General features: G+C 58.7%; 11 protein-coding genes. 6 read left to right on the plus strand and 5 right to left on the minus strand.

Translation table 11 applies throughout. The annotated features are described in order from the left end of the window. The first annotated feature begins 245 nt into the window (after window positions 1-245). Together KQI84_04570 and KQI84_04575 are read left to right on the plus strand one after the other, a co-directional pair. On the plus strand, window positions 246-1,553 hold the full coding sequence (locus KQI84_04570; protein MCB2154136.1) for a DUF4912 domain-containing protein: 1,308 nt from the start codon (window positions 246-248) through the stop codon (window positions 1,551-1,553). 93 nt (window positions 1,554-1,646) lie between these two features. Next, entirely contained in the window at window positions 1,647-2,123 is a 477-nt protein-coding gene (locus KQI84_04575; GenBank protein MCB2154137.1) for a DUF4149 domain-containing protein, read from the plus strand. 134 nt (window positions 2,124-2,257) lie between these two features. Here KQI84_04575 and KQI84_04580 read toward each other — a convergent pair whose 3' ends face one another. The 3 genes from KQI84_04580 to KQI84_04590 are packed head-to-tail and all read right to left on the minus strand — an operon-like array spanning window position 2,258 to window position 7,343. Continuing rightward, the gene (locus KQI84_04580) at window positions 2,258-5,500 is read right to left on the minus strand and encodes an efflux RND transporter permease subunit (GenBank protein ID MCB2154138.1); all 3,243 of its coding nucleotides are present in this window, start codon (window positions 5,498-5,500) and stop codon (window positions 2,258-2,260) included. Then, window positions 5,497-6,855, minus strand: coding sequence for a biotin/lipoyl-binding protein (locus KQI84_04585; protein ID MCB2154139.1), 1,359 nt, complete (start codon window positions 6,853-6,855; stop codon window positions 5,497-5,499). The genes KQI84_04580 and KQI84_04585 overlap by 4 nt, the downstream gene beginning before the upstream one ends. Beyond that, entirely contained in the window at window positions 6,852-7,343 is a 492-nt protein-coding gene (locus tag KQI84_04590) for a MarR family winged helix-turn-helix transcriptional regulator (GenBank protein MCB2154140.1), read from the minus strand. The genes KQI84_04585 and KQI84_04590 overlap by 4 nt, the downstream gene beginning before the upstream one ends. 243 nt (window positions 7,344-7,586) lie before the next feature. Between KQI84_04590 and KQI84_04595 the strand changes: the two genes are divergently transcribed. The 3 genes from KQI84_04595 (at window position 7,587) to KQI84_04605 (ending at window position 11,133) form a co-directional block, all read left to right on the plus strand. Next, on the plus strand, window positions 7,587-8,324 hold the full coding sequence (locus tag KQI84_04595) for a thrombospondin type 3 repeat-containing protein (GenBank protein MCB2154141.1): 738 nt from the start codon (window positions 7,587-7,589) through the stop codon (window positions 8,322-8,324). A 112-nt stretch (window positions 8,325-8,436) separates the two neighbouring features. Beyond that, complete coding sequence (locus KQI84_04600; protein MCB2154142.1) at window positions 8,437-9,879, plus strand: response regulator; 1,443 nt, start codon at window positions 8,437-8,439, stop codon at window positions 9,877-9,879. 162 nt (window positions 9,880-10,041) lie between these two features. Continuing rightward, window positions 10,042-11,133 carry an ADP-ribosylglycohydrolase family protein gene (locus KQI84_04605; protein MCB2154143.1) on the plus strand — a complete coding sequence of 364 codons (1,092 nt, stop codon included), beginning with the start codon at window positions 10,042-10,044 and terminating at the stop codon, window positions 11,131-11,133. 170 nt (window positions 11,134-11,303) lie between these two features. Here the strand turns inward: KQI84_04605 and KQI84_04610 are convergent, their stop codons facing one another. Beyond that, window positions 11,304-15,986, minus strand: a complete 4,683-nt coding sequence (locus tag KQI84_04610) for a protein kinase (GenBank protein MCB2154144.1) — start codon at window positions 15,984-15,986, stop codon at window positions 11,304-11,306. Window positions 15,987-16,912: 926 nt separating this feature from the next. On the opposite strand from KQI84_04610, the gene KQI84_04615 reads away from it, so the two are divergent. Next, window positions 16,913-22,996 carry an RHS repeat-associated core domain-containing protein gene (locus KQI84_04615; GenBank protein ID MCB2154145.1) on the plus strand — a complete coding sequence of 2,028 codons (6,084 nt, stop codon included), beginning with the start codon at window positions 16,913-16,915 and terminating at the stop codon, window positions 22,994-22,996. A gap of 852 nt (window positions 22,997-23,848) precedes the next feature. Here KQI84_04615 and KQI84_04620 read toward each other — a convergent pair. After that, window positions 23,849-24,043 (minus strand): helix-turn-helix domain-containing protein, encoded by a 195-nt coding sequence (locus tag KQI84_04620; protein MCB2154146.1) that lies wholly within the window; start codon window positions 24,041-24,043, stop codon window positions 23,849-23,851. Window positions 24,044-24,162: the final 119 nt, after the last annotated feature.

The raw sequence follows: 24,162 nt of genomic DNA on the forward strand, positions 1-24,162 counted from the left end.
GCAAGGCACGATAAAGGGCTTCAATCGGCCAAATCCGGCCGGTGTTTCTGTCCTAAGTCGAATTTGCCTGTACCGGGCCGGGCGTTTGCTACTTCCTGGGCACGAATCCGGGACAAAACGTCGCCGGCACCTTCGATGCCCAGCTCCGAAACATCCGGATCGAAGGACCGTGTCAGAGAGAAACGTAACGGGAGGTGCGGCCCTCGGGCCCGCCTCGGCAAGTCCAAGGAGATAATCGAAAGATCATGGCTAAGAAAAACACTTCGAAGACGAGCAAGGCAAAGGCCGACGAGACCAAGGCCAAGGTGACGGCGTCGGAGAAGGAAACCAAGAAGCCGACCGCCAAGAAGACAGCAGCAAAGAAGACAGCGGCGAAGAAGGCCGCCCCGGCCAAGAAGGCGGCGGCGAAGCCGACTGCCAAGAAGGCTGCGGCCAAGAAAGCTACCAAGAAGGCGGCTGCGAAGAAGGCCACCGTGAAGAAGACCGCGAAGGCGCCGACCGCCGCGCCGGCCCGCAAGGCTGCTCCGGTGAAGAAGGCTGCTGCCAAGAAAGCCTCCGCGGCGTCCCCGGTCGCCCCGAAGCTCGATGGCGGCTCCATCCTGCCGACACCCAAGCGCAACGCCGTTGCTCCTCCCGTCACCGGCAGCAGTTGGTATCTGCAGCAGCGCGACGATGCCCGCCGCGCCAGCCTTCAGATCGAGCAGACCGGCCCCGCCGACTACGAAGTCGAACTTCCCTTCGAGTACGGCGAGACCAAGATTTCCGTCCTGGTTCGCGATCCGGAATGGATCTATGTGTTCTGGGAAATCTCGAATGCGACCCGCGCCGAACTGGGTCTGCAGCGCGGCCGCCACAATCGGCCACTGCTGCTCCGTCTGTACGATGTAACCGGCGTCGACTTCTCCGGCAACAACGCCGTGTCGACGCTCGATGTGCCCGTGAATGACTACACGTCGTCTTGGTACGTGCGCGTGCCGCGCGCCGGCCGTCGCCTGGTCGTCGACCTCGGCACAATCACCGAGGAAGGCACGTTCCAGACGATCACGCGCTCGCAGGGCGTGGACATTCCAGAACCGCGCATCTCGGAGGAAGAAGATTCCGTTTGGGCGCCGCAGAGTGGCGACGTCTACCGCCAGATTCTGAAGCTGTCCGGCGGCACCGAAATCACCACGCACATGGGCAGCGAAGAGTTCGTCCACGTGCTGCAGAAGAAGCTGATGGAAAACGTCGGCGATTCGAGCTTCAGCGGCCAGCTTGCTGCCATGGGCATCGGGTCGAGCGAGAACTACTCCGAAGGCGTCGTCCACCGCGTTGGCCAGCGTGGCCGCGACTTCTGGCTGGAAGTCGGCGTGGACGTCATCGTCTACGGCGCAACCGAGCCGGATGCGAAGGTCAAGCTGATGGGCCGCCCGATTCAGTTGAGCAGCGACGGAACGTTCCGCATCCGGATGGCGCTGCCCGATGGCACGATTGAATTCCCGGTCGAAGCCACCAGCGCCGACGAGATCGAAACGCGCAACGTCTGCCCGATCGTAAACCGCAAGACCGTCTAAAGACTATCCCCGAACCAAATCCTCATTGCGGCACTGGCCTCCGGCAACGGAGGCCAGTGTCGTTAAGCGGAACTCCCGCGGGAAGGAATCGGCATGAGAACACTCTGGCGTTTGATCCTCGGTTGCCTGGTCGGTTGCCTGATCGGCGTATTCTTCATCGGCACAACCAGCGTCTTTGCGCACGCGGAGGAAATCGGTTCTTCCATGGCGGGAACCATAGCGGGCCAGATGCTTGGTATTCTCGATTGGGTCGTTCTGATTTCGGCGATTGTACTGATTGTACTGGAAATCCTGATTCGTCGGGGGAAGCCGTGGCCCCGGGCGGCGAAGTTGATTTTCGCCTTCCTGGTTGTGGCCCTGATTCTGACGATTGTCGAGATGGCCTTGATCACGCCGGCCATTCATAATCTTCGGAGTGAATTGGCTGCCCAGTTCGGCTCCGTTTCCGCTGCGCCGGATGCAGAACGCGGCCGGTTCGGAGCTCTCCACGCCATCTCCATGCTGCGTGGACTGGGAGTTCTCGCCACGGCAATGGCGGCCTTTGTGATTGAATCGTTGAAGAGCAGATGACGTAAGACTGATCGCGAGGTGACTTGAGCTTCCGTGCTCAAGCCCCAGAGGCACATGCCCACCTGGTGTGAGTTGAAACGGCGCGCCCCAATCAGAGGCGCGCCGTTCTTTGAATTGCCAGAGAGCGAAGAGAACTACACCGTATGCGCGGTGATCTCGCCTTCGTGGAGTTCCTCTTCAATCGCCTTGCGGCCGGCGGCGGGTTCGACATCTTCGCATTCGGGCCAACGGCCTGTGTTCAGATAGACCCAGAACCGCCGCATGTCGTTCAGGATAAACAGCAAACACGGAATCACGCCGAGCGTCAGGAACGTGGCGAACATCACGCCCGCGGCGATCGTCAGACCCATAGGAATGAGGAACTGTGCCTGCATGCTGCGCTCGAGCAGCAGCGGCATCAGTCCACCAACCGTCGTCGTCGAGGTCAGAATAATCGGACGGAATCGCCGGCAACCACCATCCAGCAACGCCGTGAAGAATGGGACCCCTTCCGACAGTCGATGGTTGATTGCCTCGATCAAGATAATCGCATCGTTCACAACAACTCCGGCAAGCGCCACCATACCGAAGACGCTCATGATGGTCAGGTCGTAGCCCAAGGCCATATGGCCGAACACGGCGCCGATGATCCCAAACGGAATGGTGAACAGAATGATCAATGGTTGCAAATACGAACGGAAGATCGTCGCGAGAATCAGGTAGATCGCCAGAATCGTCAGCGGGCCGCCAAGCTTCAGACTGCCGAAGGACTCCGCCTGCTCGCGGCGCTGGCCTTCGAGGCTGGCGCTGACACCTGGGAAGTTCTTCGGTAGTTGGCTCAAGTACTCCCGCCGCACACGATCCAACACGTCACCGGGAGTAACCTGCGCCGTGTCGACCTCCGTCGAAACGGTGATACGACGCTCACCATCCTTGCGTCGAATGGTCGTGTAGCCTGGCTCGACGCTCAAGTCTGCAACCGAAGCAATCGGAACTTCATCGCCCGATGGCGTCCGGATGCGAATCTGATCGACATCTCCAAGATTGCGGCGCTCATCGCCAGGATAGCGCACGTAGACCTTCACTTCGTCACGCCCGCGCTGAACGCGAACGCTCTCCGCGCCGTAGTAGCCGGAGCGCAATTGGCTTGCCAGCGATGCTGTCGTCAGTCCGAGCGTGTGCGCCTCTGGCTTCAGACGGGCACGAAGCTCTCGTTTGCCGGGGCGGAAATCGTCCTCGATCTGATAAACGCCGGCGATCTGCTCAAGCTTGTTCTTCAGCGCTTCCGACGCAGCCTGCAGCGTCTCCATGTCGTCGCCAAGCAACCAGATTTCGATAGGCTTTCCGCCCGGTCCGCCGTTCATGCCCTTGATCGTCAGGGATGTGGCCCCGGTGATCGGACCGACTTCTTCCTCCCAGGCGCGCGTAATGTCTTGAAAGAAGATGCCACGCTGTTCGGAACCGAGCAGTTCCACGCGGATCTCCCCTTTGTGCGAGCCGTCCGTGCGGATGTTCTCAAACTCAAAACCTCGGCTGGAACCAATCGACGACTCCATCGCCAGTATCAGCGAATCGCCCGTCTCGGTATCGAAGCGCTCGTCGACACGCTTCAGTGCTTCTTCGAGGCGAAGAACTGCGTCGCCCGTCACGTCCAGCGGTGTGCCTTCTGGGAACTCCACGTTCGCCGTGATGAAGTCGGAGTCGATTTGCGGGAAGAAGATGAACTTGATGAAACCGCCCCGTACGAGTCCGACGGTCAGGAAGAGTGTTGCAATCGCGCCGGCCAACGACAGGTAGCGCCACGACAGAACGTGCTTCATCGAGGGACGATAGACATGCAGGATTACCCACTCGATGCCATCGGAGAAGAACTTCCGAATGCGCACAGGGATAGCCCGAACGCCATGCAACGTCTTCTCCGCGCCACGGGACATGTCGGGCAGATGATTCAGGTGAGCGGGCAAAATGATCAATGCCTCGACCAGGGAAACGGAGAGCGTCGCGATCACCACCGTGGGAATCACACCGATGAAGTTGCCCATGACGCCCTTGATGAAGAGCAGCGGAATGAATGCAACGATCGTCGTGATAACCGCTGCGACAACGGGCCAGAAGACCTCGACGGTGCCATCGACAGCAGAACGCAGTGGTCCCACGCCATTTCTTCGTTGGACGTAGATCGCCTCACCCACAACGATCGCATCATCCACGACAATACCCAATACCATGATGAGCGCGAACAGGCTGATCATGTTGATGGTCACATCCAATCCATACATGACGGCGATGCCGCCCGCGAATGAGATTGGAATGCCCATCGACACCCAGAACGCCAGTCGCAGATCGAGGAAGAGCCATAGAAGAATGAACACGAGAACGAGGCCGATGCGACCATTGCGGACGAGCAGATCGATACGATCTCGGATGAAATTCGAGCTATCGCCCCAAATGGTCATCGTGACGGACGGGGGCAGTTCTTTCTGTTTCTGCGCGACGTACTTCTGCGCGGCCTCGGCGATCAGAATTGCGTCTTCATCCTCACCATTTACGACGAAAACCGAAACGGCACGCCGACCATTGAAGCGCGTGACGACTTCGTCCTCGGTGAACGCGTCCTTGATGTCGGCGATCTGCCCGAGTCGAATCACCGTACCATCCGGCTGTGCGAGCACGACAATGTCAGCGTATTCCTTACCGGTGTAGCGCCGCCCAAGCGTACGGACCTTCACGCGTTCCTTCTCGCCCCGCAAGTCGCCACCGGGCAGATTCATGCTGGCAGACGCAACGGCTCGATCGATATCGGCAAAGGTGATGCCGTACTTGCGGAGTTGTTCCTCGGAAACCTCGATCGAGATCTCATACGGCCGGGTGCCACCCACGTTGGCCTGCGAGATCTCCGGTAAGGCGACGAGTTCGTCTTTGATCTCCTCTGCAAGCTCCTTCAACTGCCGCTCGGTCATCTCGTCGCTGGCGATTGAAATCAGCAACGTCGTGCGCTCGACCAGCACCTCGGAAACCGTCGGCTTTTCGGCCTCTTCGGGGAATGTATTGATCGCATTGATGCGATCCGCCACGCGATCCTTTACAGTTTGAACGTCTTCGCCCTCTTTGACCTCGATGGTCGCGGAGCCCATCCCTTCGGAGGCGATCGTGTTGTATTCCTTAATGCCGTCGAGGCCCTCGATCGCATCTTCGATCTTCAGGCAGATGCCTTCCTCAACTTCTTCCGGGCCGGCGCTGGGATAGGGGACGCTGACCTGGATCGTATCGACGGCGAAGTTCGGCAGGATCTCGCGGCGCATCGTCACCACCGAGAAAATGCCGGAGGCCATAATCAGGAAGAGCAACGCGTTCGCGAAGACCGAGTTCGTGACGAAGAGGCTGATGATCTTTCTCATAGAGCAGGCGCCTCTTGCAGTTCAACGTCCACGGCCAATCCGTCGATCACGCGCGGCGGACGTGTTGTGAGGACAATATCGCCTTCTTTCAGGCCTTTGTCCACCAGCGCATAATCGCCCTGATAGCGCAACACATGCACCTTGTGCGTTTCCAGGTGACCATCGTTGGCGAGCAATAAAGTGCCGTCGTAGTCGACGACTTCGCGCGGCACCACGTACACGTTCTTGACTTCGATTCCGGGGATGGTGAGCGAACAGAACATTCCGTCCGCCAGCGGGAAGGCCAACTCCGCGTCGCTACGTTTATCCACTCGCACGACAACGGTGAACGTCCGAGTCTGCGGATTGAACTTCTCAACGCGCGCCAGGCGTCCGGTGTGGACCTCGCCTCGGGCATCATCGTTCCAGCGGACTTCCACTTCGCGATCCGGGACGTCGCCGAACCAGTGCGCATCGTCCGGCGCAATCTCCAGCCCGAGCCAGCCGCTGACGTCGCGGCTGTCGAGGGATGCGGGTATCTCAAGAGCCGAGTCGTCCGCCAGCACAAGCGCCTGCTGTCCAGGCATCACGTACTGGTCCTTCTCGATCGACTGGCTGACGATGCGCGCGTTGAACGGCACGGTGACGTGGCTGCGTTCAAGGTTTCGCGCGGCGTTTTCCTTCTGCGCGACGGCGCGCCGAAGCTGTGCCTTCGTCTGCCGTTCCTGGAACGGATACATCGCCAGGGAATTCTCCAGCCGCACAACTTCCTGAATTTGCCGGTTCAACGAAAGCGCGGCGGTATCCAGGCGCGATTTGCTCTCCACGCCGCCCTGCGCAACGAGATCCTTGATTCGATCGTATTCGTTGCGAGAGAACTCTTCCATTTCGTTGGCGATCTTGAGTTGGCGCTCGTCATTCACCTGCGCCCGGCCCAGGCGATCCAACTCGGCCTCAAGCCGTTCGACTTCCGCTTCTGCCTGTTCGAGCGCCTGCTTGTAGTCGTGCGGATCGATCGTGAAGAGCTCTTCGCCCGCCGGGATGACATTGCCGACGTCCAAATTCGGATGCACGCTTTCGATCCTGCCGGAGACTTCGGCACTGATTGCAACGGTCCGGATCGGCCGGGCCGTTCCAAATCCGGAAATCTCTGTTTGTACATTCTGCGGCATGGCCTGGAAGGCCTTGGCGGCGAGACGATGCTCCGGCGGCTGACTCGACTCCGGCTCCTGTCGCAGAGCCGAAAGACCGGCCATCGCCCCAATCCCGAAAATCAGGACGATGACGACAAGCCCCATTCGAGCCCAGAGGGGGTGATGGGGCACTTCCTCCACGGGATGCTGCGTCCCGTTCGTGCGGGGTTCTTCGCTACTCATGCCTTCTTACCTCCGCGAGAAGGAAGTCGATCGATCGCCGCAGCAATCCGTTCGGTCAATTCTACCATCAAGTTCGCATCCTCCGGCCCAATCGCTTCCAGCAATTGGCAGATGTGTCCGAGCACGATCTTCTCGTGCTCCGCGATTCGCTTCCGCCCTTCATCTCCCAGCTCGATCAGGACTTCGCGGCGGTTGTCCGGATTCCGCCAGCGCTTCACGAGCCCCTTTTCGACGAGCCGCTCGACTTTCTCCGAGGCGGTCGGTCCGCTCACACCGATGGCCTCGGCGAAGACTTTCAACGTGCAAGGGCCCACGGTGTGCAGCGCGAGCATGGCCCGGATTTGCCCGAATGTGGGTTCTTTGGGGAGCCCCTTCCAGGCGCGATCCATGTGCGAGCCGCGCAGCAAGAACGTGCGAATTCGCTGCGTGCTGACTTGCACGACGCGTGCCTTTCCGAGCAATTCATCCTGTGGTTTCTTTCGAGCCATCTTTCGCTCCTCGCGATCGCTTTCGCGGGCAGCTTTCGGACATCAGGCAGGCCTCGTCAAGCGAACAATTAGGTATCCTAATAATTTGTTTTGCGATTTATCGCAAAAACTCAGAATTGGCGTGAATAACACCCCCCACATTGCGTATAAGAACGTGAGAGACAAACGGGCGAGCCAAGGCCGTGCGGCGGGCGGCTTTGGCAGTTGCAGTGGACCACGAAGAGAAGTAGAAGCGTCCTAGCTATGTTGTTGAAAAGATTACCATTACTGATTCTGCTGGTCTTTTGGGCCGCCGCTTCCCTCGGCGAGCCCGAAACGGTGGATATGCTTGAGCGAGTGAAACAGGATCGCGACGCCGATACGGTCGTCGATAGCCTTGATAATTGCCCCGAAATCTTCAATCCGGACCAGGAAGATTTCGACCTCGACGGCACGGGCGATGCCTGTGACAACGACATCGACGGCGACAATGTCCCGAACTGGGAAGACAACGCGCCATACGTTCCGAATCCCGGTCAGGAAGATCTGGATGGAGACGGCAAGGGCGACGTGGTCGATCACGACATCGACGGCGACGGAGTTGAGAATGGGTTGGACAATTGTCTCCGGAGAGCGAATCCCGATCAGGCCGATACAGATGGAGATGGGATCGGCGACGTCTGCGATGAGGATATCGACGGCGACGGCATCCGGAATGCCTTCGATGCGCTGCCTGCCGACGCCGCCAACGAGCTGATTCCCGGCACGGGCGGTCGCCTGGGGGTCAACTACACAGGTCTGACCATTCGGGCCGGCGCCGAGCCGAGTTCTGTGAGAACAGACGCTCGGGCTCAGGATCCACGCTGGTCCCGCGATGAGACTGCTCCGGCAAATCGACGTCGTCCGGAAACCACCCCCACCCCGCTGCCCCAGAAAGAGCCCGGCGTCATGAATCGCGCCATGAAACTGCTGCGCAATGCGGCTGGGACGCTGGTGCGCTAATCAACGCTTGCAGGCTCTCGCGATTTCAGGGTTTCATCAATGCGTTCCGAGAACTGAGCACCGCCCGGGAGAGAGCACGCGCCCGGGCCGATTCCGCAGGTGAGCGCGTTTCATGTCGAAGTACCGCATCATGGTTGTCGACGACGATCCAGACATTCGGTTCGTGATCTGCGGGCTGCTGCAGCTCGATTTCGAGATGGTCCAGGCAAAAAGCGGCCTGGACGCCCTCGAGAAGATCGAGCGCTATGAACCCGATCTGATCCTGCTGGATGTCCGTATGCCGGTGATGGACGGGTTCGCGACGCTGAAAGCCATCCGGCGACACAGCCAGTTCAGCGATACCCCGGTTTTTTTCCTGACCGGAATGACGACCGACGATGTCCGCGAGCAAGCCTCGGACATGAACACCGAGGGCTTCGTAGAGAAGCCCTTCGAGACCCAGGAACTGGTCGAGGAGATTCGCAGCTTCTTCACCGACCACCGCCGCGTCCCGAGGCTCAAGACGTTCAACATGCGGGAGCTGAAACGGATCGACTCGACGCCGCTGCGAGCTTCTCGACCGATCACCATCGGCGCGGGCGCTCAGGATCGCCTGAAGGAAGAACGCGCACGGCACGAGGAGGAGAAGCGCCGTGAGCCGACTCCATCGCCCGAGCCGCCAAAGCCAAAGACCGAAGAATCGAAGAAACGCCGGGTCTTCGGCGCCGGCAGCGCCGAGAAGGAGCGAAGGATTCAGCCGTCTTCGGGTGAGGAACTGGAAGACGTCGCCCCCACAAAGAAGATCAAGCCGCTGCTCGATGCGGAGCGACCCGCCTCTCCCCCGCCGCGGGTGATGCCGCCGCGCGAGGAACCGATTCCCACTCCAAAGGCGAAGGAGCCCAAGAAGCCAGAGCCCGCGCCCCGGCTTCGTCCTCCCCGGCCGATCCCGGCGGAGGCCCTGAAGAAGAGTGCGTCATCGGGGCAGCGACCCCGAACGCTGTGCATGATCGACGAGCGGCCGGAACTCGCGCATTTCTCCGAGGGGCTGAAGGGTATCGCCGAGTACCTTCCGTTGGAGGATCCGGTCGAGGCCGTCGAGATCATCGCACGCTTCCAGCCCGACATCGTAATCATGCGGATTCAGGGCAAGACATACAGCGGCGTGCAGATTGCCTCGCTGCTCCAGGGCAATGCGCGCCTGGCCCATACGGAAGTCGTCTTCATCTCCCATCGGAATGAGCCGGAATCGCAATTGCGCGCCGCACAGCGAATGACTCGAAATCCGATCATTCCGGCTGTAACCAAAGGCGACATGGTTCACAAAGTCGTCAAAGCGATCACTCAGAAGCCGAACTTCGAGGTGCGTGAGAAGAAATTGTCCTATGGCGTTTATGTGGATGAAGTTCTTCGGAAAGCGCGCGAAGAACTGGAAGTCGAGCGTCGCGAAAAGGAGAAACGAGCCTACGAGCGCCGCGCGGCCTCCCTGGCAGCGTTCATGGCCGGAGAATTGAAAGACTACCAGCCTCCAAAAGAGGTGGACGTCGGGCCGAAAGAGGCCCAAGAATACTATATGTAGCATAAATGGTGGGTCGGGAAGGGCCGTCGGCAGGATTGCAGCGGTCTATTGAGGATGCAGACAGTCGTTTTTTCGTTGCAGGTGTGAGCAGACCTGCTTCTGTCTAAAGCCACTCTGCTCAGAGAACGAACAACTATCGCGCCGCGGGCGAAGGGGTAGCAAGTGCTGGCAGAACAGATTCGCGATCGATTCCTCGGCACCGTGCTCGGACTGGTGGTCGGCGAGGCCGTCGGTGCCCCCTTCGAGTTGCGCACGGCGACGTACATCCAAATGAGCCTCGGCGACAAGCCGACTCGGATGGAGGGCGGTGGACGCTGGAAGCTGGCGCCGGGCGAATGGACCGACGATGCCGCGCAGGCCCTCCGCGCCGCCGAGTCCCTGGTCACGACCCGTGGGTTCGACGGTTCAGACCTGACAGGCGGCCTGATCGACTGGTGGCGCACGAAGCCCAAAGGTCTCGGGGCGCACACCGATGAAGTCCTGGCGCGGCTCTCTCGCGACCCCGAAAAGTGGGAAACTGTCGCTCGCGATATCTGGTATCGCAGTAGCGGCGTCGCGGCCGGCAACGGGGCGCTCTGTCGCTGCCTGATGGTTGGCCTCTTCTTCTGGAACGACCTGGAGAAGATGGTCCAGAACGTCATCAAGGCGAGCCAGATTACACACTTCGATCCGCGAGCCGTCGAGTCGGCGCTCGTGTTGTGCTTCGTCATGGCGCAGTGCCTGCACAGGCGCTTCTCGTCGAATCTGCTCGACCAGGCCATTATGTTTGCCGAGGCAACCCGCCAGTCTCCAACCTTCAAGGAGATGGCGCTGAACTATAGTTCCGAAACCTTGCACGAATTCTCAAATTTCTCTCCCTTCGCGCCGTACGACAACGAGCCCGAGGTGACGGTGAATGCGCTGAAGAGCATCGCGAAGATGCGCATCTCCGATCTGCGTACGACCGGATTTGCCGTACACACGATGCAGATGGCGTTGTGGATGCTGTTCAACTCCGACAGCTACGAGGAGGGCGTCAGCCGCGCCGTCCGCCTGGGCGGGGACTCGGATACGCAGGGCGCCGTCGTCGGTGCACTGATGGGCGCACGACACGGCTTGGCTCAGATCCCCAATTACTGGCTGGCTCCGTTAAAGGATCGCGCCCGCATCGTCTCCGACAGCGAACTGCTGCTGGATCGCGCCATGCAGGAAGAAGAGCGCGACTTTCAGGCCGGCCGCCGCGACCCGCAAAAAGAACCGCCGCGCGTTATCTGAGTTTGTCCTCCCTGACACAAAGAAGATTCTTATTCAGCGCCTCGTTTCTGCTGGTACAAGCACCCATTTGGAGTGCGATGCCGCGCTGCGTGGCAAGCATGGCTTGCCACGACTGAAGGCTGAAGCATGGCTTCAGCACTCCAAGCAGTGAAAGGGCGGCTTCCTCGTTCTCACTCTTCGACACTGATTGCTCTATCCTGAAGACGCTCCGCGAGTGTATCTGCTTCTCCATCCTTCCCGAGGTGGCGGAGCAGGCGAAGTCGAAGCGGATCGCGCAGTGAAAGGCGGTCGGTATCGAGCGGGGGAAGCGATGCGAGAGCTTCTTTCCATGTCGCCGTCGCCGCTTCGGAATCGCCTAGTTGCGACTGGATTCGTCCGGTGAGTTCGAGGGCGCCGGCCAAGGCGGTTTCTGCCGGTTCGAGGAAGGGGTATTCCTCAAGATTGGTTCGTGCTAACTCTGCGGCCTTGGAGGCTTCTTTGAGAGCTTCCTGCAAGTCGCCGGAAACAAGGAGCGCTTCGGCCAGCACGGTGCCGATTTCAGCCAGATCGGACCGCCACAGGGTGGAGGCCCCTGGCAATGACTCCATCCCGTGGCGATCGTCGAGGGCACGGCGCGCCACAGCGATTGCCTCGTCCGTTTCTCCCTGCCTGATCAACCGCTGGGCATCGAGGGCGAGAAGTTGGGCTCGCGGACGAATCAGGTTTGCCGATTCGGGGAACCGCTCGAGGACGGCATCGATGCGATCCGTGGCTTCCCGGATCAGCGATCCAGTCTCATCCAGTCTTCCCTGGAGCAAGAGAGCATGAGCCCGGTCGACCGCGATCTCTGCCAGAGGGCGTTCGAGAACCGGATCGCCCGCTGCGGCAAACGAGGATTCCTCCAGCAGTTGTTCGATTTCTTTCCCTCTTCGGACAACCTGATCCAGTTCCAGCCTCGATAGCTGCCATTTCGCAATTGTGCGCCGCACGTAGACTGCCAGGATGAGGGACTCGTAGAGGGCCAGATCATCATCCCCATAGTCGTTCAATAGGGAGTCGAGCAGCCCGAGAGTCTCATCGGCACGTTCGGTCTGACCCATCAGAAGGTGAACGCCACCGGCTCGCATGGCAGCAACCTTCAGGTATGTCGTGGCCGACGCGGCGCGGCGGGCTCCGATGGCGTGGGGACGGATTTCCTGGACCAGGTCATCGAAGATTTTGCCCGCACCTTCCAGGTTGCCCTGGTTCACCAGGACCACCCCGCCTTGAATCAAGGCTGTCAGGCGGTCTGTGTTGTAGGCGGCGAGTTCTTCTTCCCCGGGGGCGACCTGGATTGTGCTTTGCACCTCCCTTGAGAGGACCATCAGTTCCTGGACTCGATCGAAGTCTCCCTGCCCCATCCGTACCAGGAGTTCCTCGGTATAGCTTTCAACCAGCCCACGGCGGAAATCGGTGAACTCGGGGTTCTCCTCGATGAGCTTGTCGTACGTGACGTAGCTTTCCTCCAGATGCTCGAGGGCCTCCTCCATTCGCCCCGCGAGACGATAGCGTTTTGCGAGCTGTCGCTGTTCTCCTGCGAGGAGGGCCTTCCATTGCACGGAATTCGTCAGCTCCACGAGCTTCGCCGCAGCGGCCAGCGCTCGATTCCCATGATCGAATGCGGTCTCATCCTCACCCCGCTCAAAGGCCAGTTCGCTCCGGTCATCGTGGACATCGTATTCGGCAATCCACCAGGCAGAATTCTCACCATCCTCTTCCAAGTGCCGCTGGAGGTCGACGTCCAATTGATCCCAGAGCGGATCGCTCTTGTCTCGGCGACCCACCTTCTCCCAAGTCCACGCGCACATTCTTCGCGCGCGGATTGGGCCCGTGCGCACCTGATCGTAGGGGCTCAGTTGCCCCTGGAAGCCATCCCACGCGGAAACTGATTCGTCGAGGTACCTGGTCCCTTCATCGATCTCTCCCCAATCGAGGAGCAAGAATCCAAGTCTCTGGCAAGCGTCCGACAATCGAGAGCGGCTGCGAGGATCATCCGGCCAAAGCTCTGCTCTCCTCTTCCACTCCGCGATGCGCGCACGGTGCGCATCGAATTCGTCGACGCGATCCGTAATCTCGCGATCGTAGAAATGCTGAGCGAGCTCGATGTAGGCGTGGTCGAGCAACTCCTCCCAATCGGTCACAGATCGATCCTGGTCGAGCAGGAATTTTGCGACTTCGATCCTCTTCTCACGCAAGTCTTCCGCGCGATCCCAATCGCCATTCTCTTCAAGGGCGAGGCTGAGACTGGTGAGAGTCTCGGCATACCTTTCGTTGAAGGAAGCGTTGTCATGGCTGCGCTGCAGAAGTTCCTCCGCCAACTGAAGTGCGGTCTCTCCTGAGGCGACTGCCTCTTCCAGCTCGTCGACACGGGTGTGCATCCGGCAGAGCTTGCTGTAGACACCAACGAGTTCGGCCCGAATCGGCAGATTGGATGGATCCAGATTCAGGGCGTGGGTGTACTGGTCGGCAGCGTCCTCTGCGAAATCCATCGCGACGCGGGGACCGGCTACGTCCCATTCGAACCAACTGCGTTGCGAAGAGTTATCACCCAATGCGCCCCAAATCTCGGGGCTTTCCGGATGCGTTTCGGCAAGCCCCTGCAGGACCGCGTTCGCGTCGTCATAGGCCGAGCGTGCGTCCTCCTCCTGATCCAGGCTCACGTGGAGGGAGCCCTCGAGGGAGAGCGTCGTGGCGTACTCCCTCTGGAGTTCTTGGTCTTCGGGTGAAGCATCCACCAGCTTCTCCACCTGCTCAACGGCGTTGTGAATCTGGGTGATACCGGTCCAGTCATCTCCATGGTCGAGAGAGACCTGAGCTGCAAGGCGCCAGGTTCGGTAGAGCCCTTCTGTCCATGTCAGATTTGCGGGTTCCTGTTTGGAGAGAGCCTCGTATATTTCGAGGCTCGCCTTCAGATTGCTCCAGCAGGCATCGACGGCGCCCTTGGCAAGATGAATGCGCGAGAGAATCAGCAGACTTCTGGCTTCTCGTCCGCGCCACGTCGGATCGTCGGGTTGGTTGTTCTCCTCCTGCCGTGCGAGCTCCAGGGATTGCTCCGCCACAGAGAGAGCGTCGTCCAGGGCGCTCTGCGTGAGCAGGACGAGCGCCAGATCGAGCATACCATCGTGAACCTGTTCAAGTTCATCGGTCGCCAGAAGGGAGATATCCAGCCCCGCATAATGCTCGGTGGCGCGTGCAGCGAGATCCTGGAGGGCGGTCAGCTCTGGATCGAGTGGAGCGATGCGTGCGCGAAGATCCGAAATCATGTACTGAATGAGAGACTCCGACTCGCCTCGTGCATGCACGAGGAGGTCGCGCTGGTCCGCAAGGGAGCGATTCGCCTGGAACAGAAGGAGGGAGAAAATCGTTCCCCCCAGAAGGATGGCTGCCAATGCGCCGATGGATGTACGGACCGCCAGGCGGCGCTGCCTTGCCTGAGAGATGGCATGCTTCTCTGCCGCGGTGACGCGCGAGAGAAGTTTGTCTGCTGCCGGTGATGAAGCAATGCGTTCCGCATACAAACGGGCGAGAACAAGGTCCCCGTTTTCCAATGCAGCCTGGGTGTAGTTGGAGAGGGCGCGCTGTAAGAGGGGCGGGATCTCAGGGTTGTCATCCCACAGACCCCTGGCGCGTCCGAGGTCGGCCAGGGCAAGGCTGAGGCTTGTGTAGGACCCGTTGGCTTCCTCCAGTCGTTCTCTTGCCGTGACGCAGAGGTGTTGGGATTCACGGCGTTTCGATGCGCCCGAGAAGTAGTCTTCCAGGCGCCGGGCGAATTCCCTCGCTGAGGAAACACGCTTCTCTCTTTCGTAGCTGAGTGCCTGAAGACAGAGTTCCACGAGTTCCGGTGGATGGTGGCGTTCCGGGCACCGAATCTCAGGAGGCACGATTTCACCCCGGGCGGCCTTGGCAAAGGCCTTGGCCGCTGACGCCGCCTGGTGGGGATAAGTGCCGGTCAGAAGGTAGTACAGCGTGCCTCCCAGGAGATAAACGTCGGTCCAAGGTCCGATTCCCTGAGCCCCAGACACGGTTTGCTCGGGTGCCATCAGAGCCGGAGTGCCGCCTGGGTTCGTGGCCGAATCGCGGCCAGACAGGTGAAGGTTTGCGATCCTGCCCGCCTCCTGCTCAGAGGCGTTATCAGGGGCGATGAGTGCCAGCCCCCAGTCCATGAGTTGGGTCTCACCAAAATCTCCAACCATGACCTGGGAGGGTTTGAGGTCGCGGTGGACGATTCCGTGATTGTGGGCGAAAGCGACCGCCTGCGCAACATCGCCGAGAATGGGAAGGTGCCTTGCGAGGAACTCGGGCACCGGCATCGTCTCGAAATCGTCTTCGAGTACTTTGTGCCAAGGCTTTCCCGTCACGAGCTTCATCGCCATGAGGGCATCGCCATTTTCGTCGAGTCCGAAGTCATGGACCGGAACGATGTTGGGGTGCTCCAGACGCGCGGCCACAAGAGCCTCTTGACGGAAGAGGTCCTGCTGTATCGGGGTTGCCTTCAAGCTCCCGGGGGGCGGTGTGATCCTCTTGATGGCGACAGGCCGCGAGAGGCTGCGCTGTTCTGCACGCCAGACCGTTCCCATGCCACCTCGCCCGATGACGCACTCGAGCTCGTAGACCGGCGCTGCAGGGCCCTGGTGTGGGACTGCCCCAGGGGGGACGTCACTGGGCAAGGCGCTGCCCGCAGGCATCGCTGTGGCAGGCGCAAGCGTCCAGACGGATGCGAGGAGAGAAGCGGTCATCGCATCTGAATCTGTGCTGTCTGGATCGGTTGCGCGAGGAACATAGGATGTCAGCGCATCCTCGGGCAGTTGGGACATGTCGAAGGCTTCACGAGACATACGCTCTTCCCCTTCATCAAATCGCCCCTGCGGGGGCTCGTACAGTCATCATCGAACCGCTCCGATCTGTCACGCAGAAAGGCGAAGCGAGGTTGCGACGAAGACATTGGGCTAGTAGGCGAAGAAGAAGCGGCGAGCACAGGATGGTTCCAATCCCCTGCGATCACCGGCATCAGACTGCTAGGAGTAAATCTTGAGTGGCGCGCCCAGCAGGACTCGAACCTGCGACCCCAGGATTTGGAATTCCCCCAATTGGCGAAACGCAGTGATCCACGCGCCACAGAGGGCCCCATTTATCCGGGAATGACACTTGGGTTCACCCCACAGAGCCCCACGAGTTCTGCTCATTCCCCACCGCAGTCCGGACATATTCCGGACAAGAGAATGGTACCGTTCAGAGGGGAGGCGGATCCTGATGCCATGAACCTCCTACGGAGATTTCTGCAGGAAAATGTCGCGGGATGAACATGCGGGCCTGAGATGCTCGATTCAAGATTCTCCCCGACTCCCATCTGACGAGAGAAAGAGAACCAATATCTCAGAAACGATCGAGAGATCATCGAAATCTGCTTACGGCTGCGCGGGACATTGAAGTCTGTCATGTTACAGTCGGAATACAGGCAACGCTTGAAGTATAGGCACTTGTCCAACAATCTTCTCAAACAACTGATAATTCACAACTTATGCCAATTGGGCCCAGGCTCGACTCTCCGCTTGCGTCATCCCGTAGCAAAATCTACTGCTGTTCCAAGCATTCAATATAAACAACCGCTCAATTTCGTCCAGTTTACATCTGCAATCTGCGCCGTTCCAGGAGGGGATCGATGAAGAAGCAACTTACCACTGCCGCGTTGGTGTGCTTGTCTTTAGGGTTTCTAACCGCCTTAGTGCAACGGGGGGAGGCGACCGGGCCTAAGTGGTCATGCATGACGGATGAAGCATACGCATACGAAGTCATTCGATCCGGCAGCGGTGTAAGTAATCTGAATGATGCATTCGATCCATACAACACCGTCTCAAATGAAATCGCACTCGGGGGCGTGGATGATTCGCACGGCGGCGGCTATCGAGAGATGGGCTGTGCATGGAATCTCGAACACTTCTGGGATCTCACTCAGCGCTGCGATTCGCCAGGCGCCTGCAACATCGGGCAGCCGATCAATCCGGTGACTGGTACGATGTATCATGACGAAGTGGACCTCTACGTGGACGCGGGGCTGCTTCCATTGATTGTTTCTCGCAGATATTCGGCAGGACCGATCAAAGAGATGCCCTTCCGGAAGAGCGCCAACTGGATGTATCCGGAATTCGCTTCTGCTGCAGGCATGGAGGCAGAAACGGACTTCGGTGCCGGTTTTGACCCCAGCACCTATTGCCAATCGCACGTCACGACCGTATATGACCCGATAAACCAAGTCTACAACTCGTACACGTTCTGCCAGTACATGGGAATGCCGCTCAATCAGGTGGGAGGCCCCACACAAGGTGTCTACGATTTGACAGATTCATGGTGCGGCACATACTTCGTCGGGGAGGACTGCGACAATAATGTGAACCCGATCTACATCCGCTCCGACGAGGATCCAGTGCACATGGTACCCATTCGCCTTGGTGGCGAGGGTCTCGGTGCAGGGTGGGGTGACTTCTATGAAACGACGCTATACGCTCCCGGAACGCTCTTCTGGCACGATCCCGATGAGGACAACGATGGTTACAATCGTGCGTGTTTTCGTGGTGAGTCCACATTCGCTCTGCGCCAGCCAGCACCTGGCTATGGCGAATCCGCAGGCTGGAAGTACTTCCGTCTTCAAGGAAACAAGAACCTGGGGATGCAGACTGGGACGGAGACAGTCGATGACGTTGAGTGTTCCATATTCAACGAGGATGCCGGGCTCCTGGCAGTAAGCACTTCAGGCGAAGGTATCGTAGTCGGGGACCTTGTTCCCTACTGGGACAATTTCGAGAGTCGCAACGATTCGACAAATCCGTACCATGGCGTCGGGAGCGGCGCCTATCAAACCAATGGGAATATCCGCTATCTCTTCGACGATTGGGGACGGCTTTCGAGCATCCAACTGCTCTCTCCGCCGGTTTCCGGAACTGAGCCGTCGGTTCTTGAGGGCATCGTGATTCAGCGCGATAGCAATGGCGACATCGATCAGGTCTATTACGCTGGCGACAATCCAAATGACCACTCACGGCCCTACTTGGACTACGAATATGCCGGTGTGGATCCGATGGGCCCTGTCGGAGCCAAGTACGTGGACAGAATCACGGTGCATGATGAGAGTGGCCTGCCGATCTCTCGAGTGGTCTACAATGGTGGCGGCTCCTCTCCGCTCTTCACGGAAAACATCCCCGTCAATGACGTCTATCGTGAAGACTACGTCAACGGCCAGTGGCTTCTTCGTTCGTCAATTCACTACACCTATGGCGCCGGCCTGAGCCACAGGACCGAGCTGGATTACAGCTACATCTACAACGAAACGACTCTGCAAGAAGATGTGGATGTGACTCAGTCTGAGATGGGATGGTCGTTTGAACTTGAGGATATCGACACGACGGATCGTCCATTGGATACTCGTGTCGGCCTGGAATACACGGAATCCTGGATCGGTCCCAACTCCGGAAATGCACGGGACTACTGGTCTGCAGATCGGCAAGTTGTTGGCGAGGAACCGAATCAGTTGCTTGAAGTCCGGGTAAGCCAGCAGAATGGCGTACTCAACGAGATTCGCTACTACGATACGAACTACAACAGAATGTTCTGCAAGGTTGTCCTGAGGGACTCTGCGGCGGGATGGGCTGACTCCGTCGGGGTCGCGACATACCTGGATTACAGTGATTATGATCCTGACAGGCTTGAGGCCATGTACACCGTGGTGGACCCGGAGCCGCTCAATATCACCGATACGATCAACGTGAATCCCCCGATCTCGGCCGCGCAAGATCGCCCGAGGATCTTCGTGACACGCTATCTCTATGCAGAGGGCGGCCCCGACAATCAGCCCCGTCTCACACAAACTGTGAGTGGGATGCTCACTGATGTCGCGACTGATACATTCTACCCGGAATTCGTTTCCCCATCCCTGGGGCGGATTGCCCCGAGTTCTCTCTACGTGACGGGAACCCTTCCGTATATCGGTACCTCCCAGTTCGAAACCTGGACTGGGCAGAAGGCCGATGTAGACTGGGGGAGTCTCTACGTACCAAAGAGCTATGCCGACACGATCACCGAATGGACAGCATACCTGGAAGGCACCGCGCCTTACCCACTGGCTTACGAGATAGATACCTCTCCTGAGCAGCTCTTGAGCGGTCCCGCTATCGGCGCCTCGACCACCGAAGTCGTCATCGATTCAACGGAAATACCAGAAGTCCATGCCAATAGATACACCGTCAGCCAGATGGGAGAGACCAGGGCCGTGTTGGAGACGCACTACTGGACTCCAATCCTTCCAGATTACTACGACATCGACATCATGGGCTACAACACGACCGACTTCTCGCTGAGGATTCGTCTGACGTGGGACACTCTCGGTCGCTTGGAGTCCTATCAGGTTTCAAACCAGGCGGAGAGCACTGTTTACTACAAATCACCCGTCACAACGTATGACTCCCTCGGTCGTATCGTTTCTGTGAACTCCCCCATAATTCCTGATGTTTCCCAATTCTCGTCGAATTTCAGCTACGAAGGCCTGGATCAGCTTGATAACATACTGACGGTGATCTTGAGCCCTGATCAGCCAGCCGTTTCGACCCTGACGGAGTTTGATGCAGATGGCCGTGGACGAATTCGCGAGGTACGCACGAGTGACCAACCCGCAGCGAATTTCCTCAGCGAAACCCGGTACAAGTACGACGACATGGGTTTCTTGAAGAGCGTTTCGTCGGTTCTCAGGAAAGGACTCACGAGCACTGTGACTCAGGGAACACTCGGCGTCGAGGCGGAATACGATGACTATGGAAATCTTGAATCGTGGGGAGTCGGCGAGACGCAGACAGGCGCGGATCCACTGCTCCACACCCCGTATGAAGAGGCGGTCTTCGAGGATCGCACCGATCGTCTTGTTCGCGCAGTGAAGGATCGGGAACAGTTGGCCTATCAGGCACCCGCAAATGTCGTCGACACGGTCGTTCATCCGACGACCCTGGGATCGCCGCATTGGATCCAGCGTCGGGATGGCTCTACGATTTCGCTCACCCCGATGCCTCAGTCCTGCCAATCCGGCAGCGTCGTGACGCCCGAGGTGATTCCGACGGCCTTGATAAGCAATCTGGGACTGAACAGCGCCATGAACTCTGTGACGCGTTTTGGAGCCAGCTATTCAGAATCGACGGTCGAGCTGATCGAGACGCTATTCGAGACCGTTCCTCAGTTCGGTCTGCTGCCTCGCATCATCTGCGGACCGCAAGGTGCCGTTCGGATGCACTACTACTACAATGATGCAAGAGTTGAGACGAATCGCAAGGTTTCAGCAGGAATCGAGCCCCCGACAAGTGCACAGACTTACAATACCGCGAATCCCATTCTGGAGGCTGTCGGCACGTATCTCCTCTCCGATTGGGGCTCTCCAACTGCTCCCCGCAAGATTGGGACTGTGGCCTACTTCTACGATGTCTATGAGCGTCTCTCGACAGAGATCATCCGTCGCCCGAATTTGCCAGCGACGATGGCAGGCGAGGACACATTGCTGTTCCAAACGCACGATTATGATGATGCCGGGCGTCTCGAGAAGATTGGCTTCTATCCTAGCGATCCCACGGTCTTGAACCTCTCTGAATTCGGTCGCGATACAGAGTACCACTACAACGCCGCCGGTCAGACCACTGGGAAGTCGCATCATCTGGAGAAGTACAACACGACAGCCTTTGCAGGTTCCCCGACCTTCAGCGTCACTGGCGATCTGGATGGCCTTCTGAATACTGAAACGGAATATGATGGCGCGGGGCGTCCCGTGAAAGTCGAGCATTTCTCTTGGAAGCTCGTCTCAGATCGGCTGGTTGTCACGACAGTGAAGGTCCCCCTCTACACGTTTGAATACACCTACGACAGCATGGGGATGATCAGCACGGTCAATCAGCAGGGCGGTCCATCCGTCGGTTGGGACGCGACCAACGGACGTGCCATCCTGACTGAGACGTTCCCGGATTCGGTTCCAGGGACAACCGCGGAAGACGAGCGAATCAACGGCATGTTCCGCGAGTTCGAATACGACACATTCGGACACTTGCTCAGCGAAACACGCACATACTACCGCACAGGCTATGGCCAGCAATACACTGATCCCGCACAGGCCACCTATAGGATCAAACGCACCTGGACCTACACGTACGGAACAGAGGGCAATCTGGAACAGATCTCAGAAGCCCCAGCATCGCCTGATGCCGGGTGGACTGGATCGAGTTCGTATCTGCCTCTGAATACAAGCTTTACGATCGACGAGCCATCATTCGATCAGATTTCCAATGCCGGGTACTCGTACAATCTGCTCGGGGCCGCTGGTCAAGTTCCCGCCACGGGCGCTGAATTCTACCATGGATTATCGCAAGAGTTTCTGTCAGCCGTCTCCAATCGAGACAACGGGGACCCTGCGATCCACCGCTGGATGTACGATGCAACGGGACGCCGAATCGCCGAGAAGACAATTCGTATGGCTCTGCCCGAGCCGCCCCCTCCTGAGGGTGCTGTGGCACCATCTGAAGAGCTTGTGGCACAATCTGAGGGTATTGTCGCGCTCTCCATACCCGAAATCACGGTTCTCAATCGCACCGAGTTCATCTACAACGGCTGGAACCTGGCTGCGGAGTTGGATCCCGGCACAGGAGAAACGCCAACCGTTCCGGCCGCAGTGCGCTGGCTGTACTACCACGAAGGAGGCCTCGACAGTGCCGTTGGCGGATCGCGTATTGGCGCCGAAGGTCCCGAAGACTATGTCGTGATTCGAGATCACCTCGGATCGCCGGTCGCCATGTACCGCGTCGTCGAGGATTCAGTCCTCTCCGGCGGCATCATTCCCCTGACCAGACTCGTCCGGCCACCGGTCGGGATCACAACGCCGTTCCTCGCGCTGGAGCCGGTCGAGCGCTACGAGTACTCCCCGTACGGTGAGCCGATGGTTCATGCTGTCTCGAACGACCAATGGGTGCAAGTGACCTCCGGCGCGGGCTACGATCTCACTGGAACGCTGACGACTCAGACTGAACTCGAACCCCGCTTCGGCCCCGAGCCTTCCGCCGGAGAAGGATTTGCCTCGCAATCCAGCGTCGGCTGGCGGATGCTATACACGGGCCGGGAGTGGGACGCTGCGGCACGGCTCTACAATTACCGCCACCGCTGGTACGCCCCGCAGTTGGGACGGTTTGTGAGTCGGGACCCGATCGGATACGGCGGGGGGCTGAATCAGTATGTGTATGTTCGCGGGAATCCGGTGATGCGGCGAGATCCGTGGGGACTCGAATCCTTCTCGGAATGGGAGAGAGACTATACGTGGGGTGCCCCCCAGGCTGCGCTTGGGACCATCTATGCTGGACTCGTCCTATCAGCCGGGAACCTCTACAATCTCGCTTTGGGAGATGGGGAATTGGCGAAGGTCGACATTATCGATTATGATGGGACGATCGAGATAGTTGGAGGGGGACTTCCCTTGAGCGGCGGCGCCATCACTCTGCCTCCCTTTATCTGGTACGAGGATGAGATTGCCCGAGATAGTTACATCCGGAGGGGATATGGTGATGCACGTTGGTGCGAAATCCCTACTCAAGTCCATGAGCATTCGCACGTCCCCCAGAGCAGGGAATTGGGGCCTCTGTACTTGCCGGCGGGGGTCCCGGGGTTCTTTCTCAATGCTCTGAATGGTACTAACAGCACATGGCTCGAGCAAGATGCGAATCGGAGAGCCAGAGAAGTCATGATTGAATGGGGATCCGAGACCCCGCCGTGGAGAAAGAAGCAACCCAGTCTCAATCTGGGGTTCATTGATTCCGAGACAGGAGGGAGTTCTGTATGAGAATCCTGAGGACTTCTCGAACTCATCGCTTCCTTCAGGCCATGCTAATTACTTCGCTCGGCCTCGCAGCAGTCGGATGTGCTCCACTAGAGATATATAGGCCGTTCAGTTCGGCGGAATACGGTCCTGCCGTTGAGTGGAGAGTCAAGCATACGACCCCGACTGGCTGGAGCCATTATGAGAATGAGATTGATTACATTCACAGTGGCAGGCTCCTCTGCGGAGAAATCGAGGTGAGAAGATTTACTCTGGCAGAACCCCTGGCTGTGAGGGCAGGCGATGGAATTGTAATTCCACTCACTCAGAACAAAGAGCCCATTCTATGGGTGCGAGGTGATTCAGTTGTATCGTCCGATCCGTGCGAGTTAGTTTTCGCACTTGACATGTCCGACGATCCCGATGGCCGCGTAGTCACCTTGACCACTGTGCCGTTCCACATGTCTCAGGACAGCGTGGAGGTACCTTAGTCTACCCAAGTATCTTCACGGGCCAAGGGGCAGCAGCGGGAGACATACTCGGTGCCGCTTAAACACCGCTTCCGCGGATTCGTGAGTGAATAGCCGTCCTGCATTGCCCACGTCTGGAAGTTGCTCATCCCATAGGCGAAGAAGGAATGCGTAGAGAGTCGAATGGTCAATTGCGATTGGGCGGAGGGTCGTCCCGGCTCAATCAAGGAGACTGTTGACGATCGGGCAGGAGTTCTTCGAGGAGTTTGATGCTGTGGCTTAGCAGGCGTAGAAAGAAACCTTTCAGGTCTTGAAGGGGGTTGGCATCGGTACGGCTGGCGCTTTTCGGCCATGGGGAGGAAGGTCTCGGCGCACCGGAACAGAATGCATCAGCACACTCTACCCGCTAGGCAAGGACATCACCCGGAGTACTCTCCAATGCGTCTGTGATCCGCAGGAGCGTCAGGATAGAGATATTCCGCTCCCCCCGTTCAACGGCAGCGACATAGGTCCGGTGCATCCCACAGCGCCTCGCCAACTCATACTGGGTCATCCCCAGCTCGACCCGACGCGCCCGCAGAGCTTCGCCAAGCGCAACCAACGATTCATGCTTCTCTGACGAGCCGCCCCCTCCGCAGGGTCTTGTGGCACCCTCTGAAGAGCTTGTGTAACCGTCCTGTGAGGCACACGCTTGGAAGTGCTTGCGCCGGTGGAGAGCGC

It is taken from the genome of bacterium (assembly GCA_020444065.1).
Taxonomy (GTDB): domain Bacteria; phylum Sumerlaeota; class Sumerlaeia; order SLMS01; family JAHLLQ01; genus JAHLLQ01.

Coding starts and splice junctions, on each gene's coding strand:
- KQI84_04570 (MCB2154136.1), top strand. CDS start 246: ATGGCTAAGAAAAACACTTCGAAGACGAGCAAGGCAAAGGCCGACGAG.
- KQI84_04575 (MCB2154137.1), top strand. CDS start 1,647: ATGAGAACACTCTGGCGTTTGATCCTCGGTTGCCTGGTCGGTTGCCTG.
- KQI84_04580 (MCB2154138.1), bottom strand. CDS start 5,500: ATGAGAAAGATCATCAGCCTCTTCGTCACGAACTCGGTCTTCGCGAAC.
- KQI84_04585 (MCB2154139.1), bottom strand. CDS start 6,855: ATGAGTAGCGAAGAACCCCGCACGAACGGGACGCAGCATCCCGTGGAG.
- KQI84_04590 (MCB2154140.1), bottom strand. CDS start 7,343: ATGGCTCGAAAGAAACCACAGGATGAATTGCTCGGAAAGGCACGCGTC.
- KQI84_04595 (MCB2154141.1), top strand. CDS start 7,587: ATGTTGTTGAAAAGATTACCATTACTGATTCTGCTGGTCTTTTGGGCC.
- KQI84_04600 (MCB2154142.1), top strand. CDS start 8,437: ATGTCGAAGTACCGCATCATGGTTGTCGACGACGATCCAGACATTCGG.
- KQI84_04610 (MCB2154144.1), bottom strand. CDS start 15,986: ATGTCTCGTGAAGCCTTCGACATGTCCCAACTGCCCGAGGATGCGCTG.
- KQI84_04615 (MCB2154145.1), top strand. CDS start 16,913: ATGACGGATGAAGCATACGCATACGAAGTCATTCGATCCGGCAGCGGT.